Source organism: Streptomyces sp. 4F14 (assembly GCF_048159485.1).
In the GTDB taxonomy this organism is placed as follows: Bacteria; Actinomycetota; Actinomycetes; order Streptomycetales; family Streptomycetaceae; genus Streptomyces.
The window spans coordinates 1-12651 of record NZ_JBLRVY010000002.1; the positions used below are offsets into that span (position 1 = coordinate 1).

The window sequence follows — 12651 nt, forward strand, 5'->3', positions numbered from 1 at the left end:
CCTGCCCGGCCTCAGCCACCGACAACGAAATGGGCCCCCGACTCCGTCGGCGGCCCATCACGAAAGATCGAGGCTAGAGGGTTGCCGTGAACTCGGTCCAGGCGGAGGGGGCGAGGGCGAGTTGGGGGCCGTCGGTGTCCTTGGAGTCGCGGACGTGGACGGTGTTGGTGCAGGCCGCGAACTCAACGCACTGGTTGCCCTCGGTGTCGCTGTAGCTGCTCTTGCGCCAGGCGACTTCCACGCAGTCGTTTCCTTCGGTGTCGCTGTAGCTGCTCTTGAACCAAGCGAGGCCGGAAGTGGTGGTTGAGGACTCGGCGTTGTTCATAGTGATCCCAGAATCCCTTCGATCTTCTTCGTCGACTCCCGGGACGAGAGAGCCTGCGATCGCATGATCCCATAACGGGTGTGCGCCAGAGTCGTCTGTTCGGGCTCGGTTTGGAGCGAAGTCACCCCGGCGACCTCGCTGTACAGGAACTGCTTGCCGTCCCTGCGTCGCGTCAGCACGGTGAACGGGCCGGTCACACCCGCGTTTTCCTCGCAGTCGAGCGGCATGACCTGGATTTCGACGTTGCGCTTCTGGCCGATCAGCAGTACATGCTCCAACTGCCCCCGCAGCACGTCGATTCCGCCGTGCGGACGCAACAGAACCGCCTCATCGATGATGAAGCCCAGGTACGGAGTGGGCCAGCGGTCGAAGATTTCCTGCCGGGCCATGCGTGCGGCCACACGCTGCTCGATGATGTCGTCGTCCAGGAGCGGTCGGCGCATTGCCATCAACGCCCGCATGTAGTCGGGGGTTTGTAGGAGGCCAGGGAACATGAGCGTGTCGTACTTGAGCAGTTCCATGGCCAGCTTCTCCAGAGCCGCCATCCCCTGGAACGTCGCCGGATACTGCGCCCGCTCCATCTGCCCCTTCCACGAACTCAACAACCCGTTCGCGCGCAGGACTTCGTCCGCCTTGTCGATCGTCTTGCCGTTCATGATGCGGCGACCTTGCTCGTACGACGCGACCGTCGCCGCCGAGTAGCCGATCCGCGCGCCGAACGTCTCGCGGTCCAACCCCTCCCGCTCGCGCAGGGTCTTCACGTTCTGGCCGAACGCGATGACGAGGGCCTTGCTCGTCGCGTCGGGCTGGAGACCGGCCTCTTCGTCGTCCCCGATGAACAGGGAACCGGTGTCTTCGTCGTTGTTCCGGGGTTCTTCCACCCCGACCGTCGTCCTCGTACGCTCCGTCATGGGATCACCGCCTCTCCGGACCAACTCCCCAAGGGGAACGCTGGTCACGCCGCGCGACTCGTACACGGTCCTACACCGCGCGTACAAGCAGTTCGGCGTCGGTGCGTCACCACTGGTGACGGTACGCCACGAAGAGGACCGTTGGGGGCATGACGAAAGAACCCGGCATCCCCACCCTCACACCGCTCGCCGAGCAGTACTTCGAGATGCGCTTCACCTCGACCCGCAGGGGCGCCCGCCTCGCCCGCCGCCTCGCGGCCGTCCGGCTGCACGAGTGGGGCATCCCGTACGGATCGGACGACCACGACGCGATCGTGGTGATCGTCGCGGAACTGACGTCCAACGCGGTCCGGCACGGCCATGTCCCGGGCAGGGACTTCCACTTGAGGCTCCAGGTGGCCCCGCGTCTGGAGACCGCGCGGGTGGACGTCACCGACACGCGCGGCGAGCGCCTGCCCCCGCGCCCGGCGACCGTCGTCGTCGGCCGGGACCCGTACGTCTCGCTGAGCGGCCGGGGTCTCCTCCTGGTCGCGGGACTCGCCTCGCGCTGGGACTGGCACCTGCGGACGGACGGGCCGGGGAAGACGGTGTGGGCGGAGTACGCCCTGACCTAGGTGTGCGTGTTGTCCAGATGTGCGCCAAGGTAACCCACGTACACCAGGCCGGAGTTGGCAGTGTCGTCGTGGAAGTACAGGCGGGGCGAGACGGTGTTGCCGCTGCCGATGCGCAGGTGGGACTGCATGAACAGACGGCCGCCCGGGGAGACGGACTCCGGTACGGGGAAGGTGCGTTGGCGGCGCCAGTCGTGGTGGCCCGCGACGGTCTCCGACTCACGCATCGTCACTTTGCCTGCGGGGAAGGGGTGTTGGCAGGTCTCGGGGAGGTTGTCGCACCAGTGGCGGAAGTCGACGCCGGTGCCGTGCGCGGCGTACTCGTCGAGGGCCTGGAGGGCGTCCCAGGCGACCGCGACCCAGTTGGGGATGGAGTGCGCGTCCAGGTCCTTCGTCCGCTTCGGGTTTCCGGTGAAGCGGAGATGGGGGAAATCGGCGAGGCGGTCGAGGAGTTCGGTGAAAGTGGCGGGGCGGCGTGGCGGATCAGGGGGCGGGGTGCGAAGGGCGGCTTCCCCCAACTGGCGCTGGAGAAAACGGACTTTGCTGTGCGCGCCCTGGAGCGAGTCGTACAGCTTCTCGTTCTCCACGAGGAGTTCGAACTCGCGGTCCTCCGCCTGCTGGAGTCTTCGCCGCAGCTCCCGGACCTCCTCGTCCCGAGCCTCCTCCCGCTCCGCTGCCTCCCTCAACAGCGCCTCGGCCGTACGGAGTTCGACCCGGAGTATTCTCCCGCCCCGCCTTTTCTTCGGCGCAATCAGAATTCCGCGCCTGCCCGGCTGCTCACACGTCTCGAATACGTCCACGAGGCCTCATTCATGACCGCGCCGAAGGGGACCTCATCACACCACCATCCGGCGAATCCAGTCAATCATCTTTATCGATCGAATTCGAAACTCCGGATTTAGCAAGGGTGTTCATAATGCGCCCAAATTCTGTCACCCGCGCCGAGTGTCGGGGGCGGTGATCGTCACAGGATCTCCATGGAGCAAGCTACCCCCGTAGTCATGTTCTCCAACTTTCAAGGAGGCGACCGGACATGACGAGGTTCGTGACACGCAGGACCCTGCTGGGCGGCATGGCGGCGGGGGTGGCGGCAGGCGCCGTGCTCGGTGGAAACGCCTGGGCGGCCAGGGGAGTTCGGCTCTCGGCGGAGCCGTACGTGGCCTTCCCCGTCGGTGCCGGCGGCGGCCCCGCCGGGTCGGACCGGGTCCACACGCTCCAGATCGGCGACCCCGCAGCGGGCACCGTACTCGTCCTGGTCCCCGGCCAGTTCGGCGCGGCGAACGACTTCCGCCTCCTCGCCCGCGACCTCGTCGCGGCCGTACCCGGCGTACAGGTCTGGGCGTTCGACCGCCGCGAGGAGAACCTGGTGGACCGCGCCGGGTTCGCGACCGCCGACCCCGTCGGCTACTACCTCGACGGCCACTACCGCAGCCAGGACCCCGCGTCCTCCGGCTACTTCGCCAACTGGGGTCTGCCGCAAGTCCTTTCGGACCTCCGCACGGTCGTCGAGGCGGCCTCGTGCGGCGGCCGGCGCAAGGTGATCCTCGGCGGCCACTCCTGGGGTGCGACCACCGCCGCCGCGTACGCCGCCTGGGACTTCGACGGAGAGCCCGGTTACCGTTCGCTCGCGGGTCTCGCCCTCATCGACGGGGGAGTCCTCGGCGCGTTCGACGGCGCCGGCGAGGCCCCCGACAACTCCCCGGAGAAGGTCAGGCAGCGCCTCGCCGCGATCTCCGGCGGCGCGGTGCTCGACATGTCGCTGGCCGCCGTAGGGGTGGGCACCCGCTCCGAGAGCACCCAGATCTTCTACCAACTCGCAGGCTGGTACGCCCACTTGGACCCCCACGCCAAGTCGGTCCTCCAGCCCCGCCTGCCTGACGCGCTGCGTCCGTCGGGGACCATCACCAATGCCGCCCTGCTGGGCCTTCTGGTCGACCAGAGCTTCGGGTGGCCCAACAACATCACCGTCCACTCGGGCACCTTCTCGCCGACCGGTGACTGGACGGACACCGGCATCACCCCCATCTCCCGCGTGGCCACGTCCTACGCGGGCCCCGAACCGACGGTCTGGCAGTGGTACTGGCCGGCCCGCCTCTCCCTCGATCTCGACGCCACCGACCTCTACGCGGACACGGACACCACCCGCTTCCTGGGCCTCCGCCTCCAGCACGCCACCGGCATCAACACCCCCCTGTACGCCTTCCAGTCCAGCTACCCGAAGGGCACAGTCGTCACGGCGGCCCAGAAACTCGCCGCCCAATCCCGCATCCTCTCCACGTCCTTCGCGACGGACGAGGGCATGAACCACCTGGACCCGCTGTTCGCGGAGCCGTCGAAGAACACGGCGACCCAGAGCCTGTCCGCGTTCGTGAAGCGCCTGGTCTGAACTGCCCCTGGTGGCCTGCCCATGGGGACGGGCAGGCCACCGATCGTCACCAGGATTGCAGCTCCCGGAGCGCCTGCTCAGAGAAGGGCAGAAGAGCTTGGCGGGCACGCGAGTTCTCGCCCATGAGCCAGCCGGTCGCCCGGTCCAGGCGGAAAGCGAACGCCTTGGCCCGATCGGCGAATTCGCCAGCGGGCTTGGTGATGCCGCTACTCGTGATCACGAGGAGGCGCTTCGGCACCTCCTCGCCGGCTGCCGCAGCCTGACCGCTCAGCCGCTCGATCTCCGGGCGTGACAGTGGCTTACGGCCGCTGTGCCATACGACGTCGAACGTGTCGGACGCGATCGGCGTGTCGATGTCGCCTGCTCGGAGGTCCGTGAAGCCACAGCCCCTGAGCTGATGGAAGACCGCTTCCGCGATCTCGGACGCACGGGGCATAGTGGTCTCGCCCGTAGTGCCCCACAGTTCGGCGAGGTCGGCGAACCAGTTGGGCGCATCCCTCAGAAGCTCGGGCGACAGGTCCGCACGCCGCCACTTCCACGCTGCCACCTCGACGTCCCACTCCCGCGGCCCTCGGGACAGCAAGTCTGCGATCTCCCGCACCGGAACACGCCCGTGCGGAACGCCAGGAGCGGGAGATGACTGTCCCCGTAGCAGCCGTTGGATGTCGATACGGCCCCACCTGCTCCACGCGGGGTGATGTACGTCCACTGTCCAACCCAAGGCGGGCTTGAGCGAGGCACGGAGGAAATGGCCGTCGACCTCGGCCTCCAGTACGGATTCACCGCGATCGCCGCTCGTGATGCCGAGTCTGGGGGTGAGCGGTGAGCCGTACGGGTAGTACCAGTTGTCCACGGCGACGCGGAGGACCTCGACCCTCCGCTCGGCGAGCAGATCGGCGAACTCGGTCATCTCCGAGGAAGCGCTCTCCTGCCAGCGCCAAGGCGAGGCGACCGGCTCACCGGTCAGACAGGCGGTCGCCACCGCGTGCAGCGCGTCGACGAGGACCTCGTCGGGCGTGGTGATCGGCCAGACGTACGGAGGGTTGTCCAGGACCGGATCCCGGACGCACCAGACCGTGGCGTGACCCATCCGGACCTGCGCCAGGCTCACCTGCCGCGCACCGGACACCCTGACCAGCAGCAGCCTCCCCCTGCCCGTCTCATGGAGGCGAACCCGATCGGCCAACTCGGGGTGACGCTCGCACAGTTGCCGCTCCAGCAGTTCGCCATGCAGATGCCGGCCGAAGGCATCGACGATGTCACCGGGCGGAAAAGACAAGGGAGTTGCTCCTGCCGAGGCTCTGGGGTCCTTGAGTACCCGGTCCGTACGCGGTCCTGAAGACCATCATGGCGGAGCGCGCGGCCGGAGGGGCCCGCCCGTACCGGCGGGCCCCTCAGAGTCAGTCGACCCGTTTTTTCAACATGTCGGCCATCAGGGCGATTTCGGCCTGCTGGCCGTTCACCATGCCCTGGGCCAGCCGGCGTACCTGCTCGGTCTCGCCCGACCGGGCCGCGCCCTCCGCCATCTCGATGCCGCCCTTGTGGTGGGCGGTCATGAGGGTCAGGTAGGAGACCTCGGCCTGTTTGCCGGAGAGGGAACGGAGCTTGTCGAGCTGTGTGTTGGTGGCCATGCCGGGCATGAGGGAGCCGTCGTGGGGCTGGTACGGCATGGAGTGGTCCATCCAGGACATGGGGGCCGCCTGGGAGGACTTGGGCTCGTTCCAGGTGTCCAACCAGCCCAGGAGCATGCCGCGTTGGTTGGCCTGGGTGTTGATGATGTCGTAGGCCAGGCGGCGGACGTCGTCGTCGGACGTGCGGTCGCGGATGATGAAGGACATCTCCACGGCCTGCTGGTGATGGACGGCCATGTCGCGGGCGAAGCCCGAATCGACCGGGCCCGCGGGGGAGTCGGCCTGCGCCGGGCGCAGGAGGGTGACCGTGAGGGCGACCGCCGCGAGGAGGGTGATGAGCGCGCCGCCGATCAGGGTGCGCGAGAGACGGGCCGAGCTCACGCCGTCGCCTTTCCGCCCGAGCACGCCGCGCCCGGCTCGGGGGTCTGCGCGCCCTGGACGTACTTGTCGAGGAACTCGTTCACCCGCGGGTCGGACGCCTTGTCGACGTTCAGCTGGTGGCCCCACGCGGAGAGCGTGATGGGGGAGGACTGCGAGTCGTACGGACTGATCATCGTGTACGACGTCTTCCTGACCTTCTCCGTCAGCGACTTGACGTCCGCCTCGGCGGCCTTCGTGCTGTACGTCACCCACACCGCGCCGTGCTCCAGGGAGTGCACGGCGTTCTCGTTCTGGAGCTGCTGCGTGTAGACCTGCGCGTCGCAGTTCTGCCAGACGCCGTTGTGGTCGCCGCCGACCGGCGGGATCATCGGGTACTTGACCGTGCCCTCGACGTGGTTCTGGGACAGGTCCTTCCACGTCTTCTCGCCCGAGACCGGCGCCGCCTGCGCGGCCTCCTTCTCGTTCGCGTCGTTGATGAACCAGGCGCCGGCCGCGACGATCGCCAGGACGATCACCGCCGACGCGGAGATCGTCAGGATGCGGCTACGGCGCTCCCGCGCGCGTTCCGCCTTGCGCTGCTCCTCCACGCGCGCGCGGCGGGTGGCGGCCTTCTCGCTCGCCGACGGCTTGTTGCCGGGTCGCTTCCTGGGGGCGGCGGGCGCGTTCGCGCTCGCCTTGGCCTTGGGGTTCGGCTTCGAACCGGTCGTCGTCTTCTTGGAGTTGCCGGTGGACATGACGAAGTGCCTTTCGTGCGGCGGGAGTCGGCGGACATGCTGATGAACGGACGGGGAGGAGACGTCCGTTCTAGGTCCGCAGCACTTGCAGCACGTGCAGGTCGGGAGGGCGGGGGGCCGCCGGGTCGGCCCGTACGGCGAGCGGGGCCGCCGCCGGACGCGCGTCAAGCCGCGTGGGCAGCGCCTGGGGCGCCGGGTGCGGGGTGGGGGCCGTCGTCCTCGCGATCACCCCGCCCGCGCCGTGACACCGGTCGTGCCCCGGCACCGGGCACACGTGTTCCTTCGACGGGGTCTGCGGGGTGTAGGCGACGGCGACGAGATGCCGGGCCGCCTCCGCCTCCGCCTCGCCGGGGTGCATCGCGCAGCCCAGCACCGTGGCCAGCGCCAGCAGCAGGCCCAACGCCACAGAAGCGGCCCTGGTGGGGCCGCTCATGGAGGTCGGGGGCCGGTTGAACACTCAAGGAGTGTATCGGCCGTACGGGTGACGCCGTACGGGGTTACATCTCAGGGGTTACTCCTCGTACCCCTTGACCTCCTCGAACCCGTCCTCCCCGTACCCCTCCTCCTCGAACAGCGCCTCCTGCGCGTCGTCCCTCTCCTCGGTCTCCCGCAGGCGCCGATACCTGAGACCTACGACCACGGAGGTGGCCGCCGCTGTCATACCCAGGGCCACCGGGACCATCCACGCGCGGTTCGTCCGGTGGCCCAGGGCGTGGTCCAGGGAGAGGCGGCCGGGGCCCGTGACGGCGAGGCCGGTCGTGGCGAGGGCGAGGAGGCCCGGGTACTCGTAGCCGCCGGACTGCGCGAAGAAGCCGTTCGGGGCGTGGACGGCCGTCGCACCGGCCATCGCGCCGGCGGCCGCGGCACCCGCGGCGGGGGTCCCCAGGCCCAGCGCGAGGAGGGTGCCGCCGCCGGTCTCCGCGATCCCCGCGGCCAGGGCCGAAGCCTTGCCGGGCGCGTACCCCACGGACTCCATGAACTGACCGGTCCCCTCGACACCGTGCCCGCCGAACCAGCCGAACAGCTTCTGCGTGCCGTGCGCGGCCAGGATGCCGCCCGTGCCGAGCCGGAGCAGGAGGAGGCCGACGTCTCGACGGCGTGCGGTGCAGCGGGTCACGATGGCTCCCTGGGGTGACGGTGGCGGAGGGGGATACCTGCGGGGTACGCCGTTCGGGTGGTGGGCGTGCGGGGGCAGTGCGGAGGTGGGGCCCATGAGACCCGTACACCTCCGCGCCCCGATCGTCCGCGCCTTCGTCGACGCCGTCAACGCCGACGACCGCACCCGCGCCCTTCGGGACCGGGCCGACGAGGAACCGCACCGACCCGAGAACGCCCCCGCCCGGGGTTCGCGTTTTCTCACCATCGTTCTGTACGGTCCGGCCGGTGAACATCACCGCCCGGGCCTGGATCGTCGCCGACCACGACAGTGGGGAGGTGCTGGCCGCGCGCGATCCCCATCTGCGGCTCGCGCCCGCCTCGACGCTGAAGATGCTGTTCGCGGACACCTTGCTGGGGAAGTTCGCGAGGACGGAGCGGCATACCGTCCGGGGCCAGGAGCTGGCGACCGTGCCGGAGGGGTCGAGCCTCGTCGGGATCAAGGCGGGGGCCACCTACAGCGTCGAGGACCTGTGGCACGGCGTCTTCCTGCGCTCCGGGAACGACGCCGTGCGGGTGCTCGCCGCCATGAACGGCGGGATCGAGCGGTCCGTCGCCGACATGCGGGCCAAGGCCGCCGACCTCCAGGCGGTCGATACCTACGTAGTCAGCCCTGACGGGTACGACCACCCCCGGCAGTACTCCTCCGCGTACGACCTCACCCTCATGGCCCGCAGCGGGCTCAGGAGCGCCGATTTCCGGGCGTACTGCGGGACGCGCACCGCGCGGATCGGGAAGACCGGCATCGAGAACACGAACCGGCTGCTGTGCGGCTCGCACGGGGTGAAGGCGTACGCCGGGATGATCGGCGTGAAGAACGGCTACACCAGCAACGCGGGGAACACGTTCACCGGCGCCGCGACCAGGAAGGGACGGACCCTCCTCGTCACCGTCCTGCACCCGAGGAGCGGGCTCAACGCCGTGTACGAGGAGGCCCGCACCCTTCTCGACTGGGGCTTCACGCAAGGGAGTTCGGCGAAAAGCGTCGGCACGCTCACGGAGCCGCTCAGCCGGGGAGGCGCGAAGGTCTCGCACAACTCCCCGCACGGGGCGGCCGGTTCGGCGGGAGCGGCGGTCGACGACGACAGCGTGGGCTGGGGGCTGCCCGTCGGGGGAGCGGTCGCGGGGGCGCTGTTCGGCGGGGTGTACGTGCTGAGGAACCGGCGTACCAAGAAGCCTTCCGCCGAGCGGAGTTGAGCTTGTGGCAGGCGCCCCACGGCCCCGGTGCGTACCTCGCGGTCCCACGCGAGGCCCACCCCCACCCGGTGCCGTGGGGCGACTGCCTCCTCCCCCCTCGGAATGGTCTGCGGAACTCCCTCACCCAAGTGTGAAGTTCTCGTGTAGGAGAGTTGAGCATAGTTCCGCTAACCACCGCAATAGGGCGGACGAATCAATTCCGTTTGTGTGGGTCAACCGGCCCCCGCCCGCCGGGAGTTCAGCCCCGCCCGACGTACGGCATCCCCGTCGCCAGCACCGTCACGAACTGCATGTTCGCCTCCAGCGGCAGCTCCGCCATGTGCCGTACGGTGCGCGCCACGTCCGCGACGTCCATCACCGGCTCCGGCGCGATCTCCCCGTTCGCCTGGAGCACCCCGGCCCGCATCCGGTCCGTCATCTCGGTCGCCGCGTTCCCGATGTCGATCTGGCTCACCGCGATGCCGTACGGACGCCCGTCCAGGGCAAGGGACTTGGTGAGCCCGGTGAGCGCGTGCTTGGTCGCGGTGTACGGGGCGGACCGGGGGCGCGGGGTGTGCGCGGAGATGGAGCCGTTGTTGATGATCCGACCCCCTTGCGGATCCTGCCACTTCATCAGCTGGTACGCCGAACGCGCGCACAGGAACGCCCCGTTGAGGTTCGTGTCCACGACGTGCCGCCAGGCGTCGTACGAGAGGTCCTCGAAGGGCACGTTGCCGGGGCCGAACGTCCCGGCGTTGTTGAAGAGGAGGTCGAGCCGGCCGCGGTTCTCCCCCACGACTCTGAAGACGCGCTCCACGTCCTCCTCGCGCGACACATCGGCCCGGAGACGGTGAAGAACGTTGTCCGGCGCGAGCTGAGCCGTCTCCTCCAGCTTCTCCGCCCGGCGCCCCACCATGTACACCGTCCAGCCGTTGCCCACGAGTTCGAGGGCGACGGCCCGCCCGATGCCCGAACCGGCACCGGTCACCACTGCGACTTTGGAGTTCATGCCTCCGCAGCGTAGGCGGACCCCGGCGGCCAGGGATCGCCCCACTCCGCGTCCCGCGCCGCCTTGTACAGGTCACCGTGCCGCTTCGTCACGGTCGTACGCGACAGCCCGCCGTCCGCCGAGCACAGGTCGAGCAGTACCTGGCCCTTGCGGATCTGCGGGCGGCGTACCACCCGGGAGGTAACCGGGTACACCTCCTGGCGTACCGCCGCGACGTACGCGAACTTCTCGTCCTCGTACGGCAGCGAACCGCCCTTGACCTTGCGGTGCAGGGACGAGCGGCTCACCCGCGCCGAGAAGTGGCACCAGTCCGTGCCGGGGACGATGGGGCAGGCGGCGCTGTGCGGACAGGGCGCGGCGACGGTGTATCCGCTCGCGATCAGGTGGTCCCGCGCCTCGATGATCCGCGCGTACCCGTCCGGCGTGCCCGGCTCGACGATCACCACCGAGGCCGCGCCGCTCACGCCCGCGAGCAGGGCGGTGCGATCGGCGGGGGTGAGCTCGTTGAGGACGTACGACACCGTCACCAGGTCCGTGTCCTCGGGGATCCGCAGCGCGGAACCGATCCGGGCGCGCTCCCAACGCACCCCGGACAGCGCGGAGTTGGCGGCCGCGATCTCCCGCCCCAGGGCGAGCGCCGGCTCGGCCCAGTCCAGGACCGTCACCTCCCGCGCGCCGGGCCACACCGCCTCCACGGCCCAGGTCGCCGCGCCCGTCCCGCCGCCGACGTCCACATGGCGCCCCGGCGTCCACTCCGGCACCGCCTCGGCGAACGCCTCCAGCGCCGAGCACACGGCCTCGAACGTCGCCGGCATCCGGTACGCGGCGTACGCGGCGACGTCGGCACGGTCCCGCAGGATCGGCGCGGAGGTCGGGGTCGCCCCCCGATAACTGCCGATCAGCCGCTCCACCGCCCGAGCCGCCTGCCGGGGCGGCAGCCCGTCGAGGAGGGAGTCGAGGGCGGTACGGAGGGATTCGGCCGAGTTCACGGGGAGATTCTCTCAGGTCCACCACGCTGCTCGCCCCGCACAGAATCCGACCGACCTCGACCCCGCTCACCTCGACCCCGCTCACACCAGCCCGCTCGCCCCGACCCCCCGCACCGCCCGAGCCACCCGCGTCCCCGCCCGAGCCCTCGGCCCGCTCCCGCCCTGTCGGCGCCGGGGATGCACCGTGTTCGCCAGCAGCACCAGGAACGTGTCCGTGGCCCGGTCCACCACCAGCGACGTCCCCGTGAAGCCGGTGTGTCCCGCGGCCCCCCGCCCCGCCAACTCCCCCATGAACCACGCCTGATCGACCGCGAACCCCAGCCCCGGCCGGTCCAGCAGCAGGTCCACGTGGTCGGCGCCCAGGATCCGCGCCGTCCCGTACGACCCCCCGTTCAGCAGCGTCCGGCAGAACACCGCGAGGTCCCGCCCCGTCGAGAACAGCCCGGCATGACCGGCCACCCCGCCCAGCGCCCACGCGTTCTCGTCGTGCACCTCCCCCCGCAGCATCCCCCGGTCCACCTTCGCCCACGGCCGCCGCTGGTCCTCCGTCGCCGCCGCGCCGGGGCAGGGCCCGAAGTCCGTCGAGGTCATCCCCAGCGGCCGGGTGATGCCCTCGTCGACCAGGACGTCGAGGGTGCGCCCGGTGAGCCGCTCCAGCACGTGCTGGAGGAGCAGCATGTTGAGGTCGGAGTAGACGTACGTCCCCGGCGCGCTCGCCGGTTCCTCCGCGCGCAGCAGTTCCAGCCGCTCGGTGTCGTCGGCGCAGGCGTACAGCGGCAGCTCCGGCCGCAGTCCGGACGTATGCGTGAGGAGCTGGCGGACGGTCGTCCCGTATCGGCGTACGGCGTGGAAATCGGGAAGGTACGCGCTCACCCGGGCGTCGATCCCGAGCCGCCCCCGCTCGATCTGCTGGACGGCGGCGACGGACGTGAACAGCTTGGTGAGAGACGCGAGGTCGAAGGGCGTGTCCAGGGTCATCGGCACCCACTCGGACTCCGGCAACTCGACCCCGCCACCCCGCACACCGCCGCCCCGCACACCGCCGCCCGTGCCCGGCCTGCCGATGCCGCTCGGCCCGCCGATCCTGCCCGGATCACGGAACCCGCTCGGTCCGCCAACGCCGCTCGGCCCGCCGATGCCGCTCGGCCTGCCGATGCCGCCCGGATCACCGCCCCCGCTCGGCCCGCCGCCCGTACCCGGCCCGCCGATGCCGCTCGGTCCGCCAACGCCGCTCGGTCCGCCAACGCCGCCCGGCCCGCCGACCCCGCTCGGCCCACCGACCCCGCCCGACCCCCCGCCCGCCCCCGCCCCAACCCCGCCCTCACCCCCGTAAGAAGCGAACC

Annotated in this window: 14 protein-coding genes; 3 read left to right on the forward strand and 11 right to left on the reverse strand. The window is 70.2% G+C overall.

All coding sequences use genetic code 11. The annotated features are described in order from the left end of the window. Positions 1-73 precede the first annotated feature (73 nt). On the reverse strand, positions 74-325 hold the full coding sequence (locus ACLZOT_RS02275) for a DUF397 domain-containing protein (RefSeq protein WP_416966964.1): 252 nt from the start codon (positions 323-325) through the stop codon (positions 74-76). Continuing rightward, on the reverse strand, positions 322-1236 hold the full coding sequence (locus ACLZOT_RS02280; RefSeq protein ID WP_416966965.1) for a Scr1 family TA system antitoxin-like transcriptional regulator: 915 nt from the start codon (positions 1234-1236) through the stop codon (positions 322-324). The genes ACLZOT_RS02275 and ACLZOT_RS02280 overlap by 4 nt, the downstream gene beginning before the upstream one ends. Before the next feature lie 149 nt (positions 1237-1385). On the opposite strand from ACLZOT_RS02280, the gene ACLZOT_RS02285 reads away from it, so the two are divergent. After that, positions 1386-1850, forward strand: a complete 465-nt coding sequence (locus tag ACLZOT_RS02285; protein ID WP_416966966.1) for an ATP-binding protein — start codon at positions 1386-1388, stop codon at positions 1848-1850. Here ACLZOT_RS02285 and ACLZOT_RS02290 read toward each other — a convergent pair. Beyond that, complete coding sequence (locus ACLZOT_RS02290) at positions 1847-2533, reverse strand: hypothetical protein (protein ID WP_416966967.1); 687 nt, start codon at positions 2531-2533, stop codon at positions 1847-1849. The genes ACLZOT_RS02285 and ACLZOT_RS02290 overlap by 4 nt on opposite strands. Positions 2534-2880: 347 nt before the next feature. On the opposite strand from ACLZOT_RS02290, the gene ACLZOT_RS02295 reads away from it, so the two are divergent. After that, positions 2881-4233 (forward strand): alpha/beta hydrolase, encoded by a 1353-nt coding sequence (locus tag ACLZOT_RS02295; protein WP_416966968.1) that lies wholly within the window; start codon positions 2881-2883, stop codon positions 4231-4233. A gap of 46 nt (positions 4234-4279) precedes the next feature. On the opposite strand, the gene ACLZOT_RS02300 is transcribed toward ACLZOT_RS02295, so the two are convergent. The 5 genes from ACLZOT_RS02300 to ACLZOT_RS02320 all read right to left on the reverse strand — a co-directional run bounded on the left by ACLZOT_RS02300 (position 4280) and on the right by ACLZOT_RS02320 (position 8096). Continuing rightward, positions 4280-5512: a hypothetical protein gene (locus tag ACLZOT_RS02300; protein ID WP_416966969.1), complete on the reverse strand. Its 1233-nt coding sequence runs from the start codon at positions 5510-5512 to the stop codon at positions 4280-4282. A 121-nt stretch (positions 5513-5633) separates the two neighbouring features. Next, a complete protein-coding gene (locus ACLZOT_RS02305; RefSeq protein WP_416966970.1) occupies positions 5634-6245 on the reverse strand; it encodes a DUF305 domain-containing protein in 612 nt (203 codons plus the stop codon). Next, entirely contained in the window at positions 6242-6979 is a 738-nt protein-coding gene (locus tag ACLZOT_RS02310; protein ID WP_416966971.1) for a DUF3105 domain-containing protein, read from the reverse strand. The genes ACLZOT_RS02305 and ACLZOT_RS02310 overlap by 4 nt, the downstream gene beginning before the upstream one ends. 70 nt (positions 6980-7049) lie before the next feature. Beyond that, a complete protein-coding gene (locus tag ACLZOT_RS02315; RefSeq protein ID WP_416966972.1) occupies positions 7050-7436 on the reverse strand; it encodes a hypothetical protein in 387 nt (128 codons plus the stop codon). Between the two features lie 54 nt (positions 7437-7490). Continuing rightward, on the reverse strand, positions 7491-8096 hold the full coding sequence (locus tag ACLZOT_RS02320) for a DoxX family protein (protein ID WP_416966973.1): 606 nt from the start codon (positions 8094-8096) through the stop codon (positions 7491-7493). A gap of 266 nt (positions 8097-8362) precedes the next feature. Here ACLZOT_RS02320 and ACLZOT_RS02325 point away from each other — a divergent pair, with 266 nt between their 5' ends. Next, entirely contained in the window at positions 8363-9331 is a 969-nt protein-coding gene (locus tag ACLZOT_RS02325; protein WP_416966974.1) for a D-alanyl-D-alanine carboxypeptidase family protein, read from the forward strand. Between the two features lie 238 nt (positions 9332-9569). Here ACLZOT_RS02325 and ACLZOT_RS02330 read toward each other — a convergent pair whose 3' ends face one another. The 3 genes from ACLZOT_RS02330 to ACLZOT_RS02340 form a co-directional block, all read right to left on the reverse strand. Further along, positions 9570-10319 (reverse strand): SDR family oxidoreductase, encoded by a 750-nt coding sequence (locus tag ACLZOT_RS02330; protein ID WP_416966975.1) that lies wholly within the window; start codon positions 10317-10319, stop codon positions 9570-9572. Further along, positions 10316-11308 carry a small ribosomal subunit Rsm22 family protein gene (locus ACLZOT_RS02335; RefSeq protein WP_416966976.1) on the reverse strand — a complete coding sequence of 331 codons (993 nt, stop codon included), beginning with the start codon at positions 11306-11308 and terminating at the stop codon, positions 10316-10318. The genes ACLZOT_RS02330 and ACLZOT_RS02335 overlap by 4 nt, the downstream gene beginning before the upstream one ends. An 81-nt stretch (positions 11309-11389) precedes the next feature. After that, entirely contained in the window at positions 11390-12373 is a 984-nt protein-coding gene (locus ACLZOT_RS02340; protein WP_416967419.1) for a serine hydrolase domain-containing protein, read from the reverse strand. Between the last annotated feature and the right edge of the window lie 278 nt (positions 12374-12651).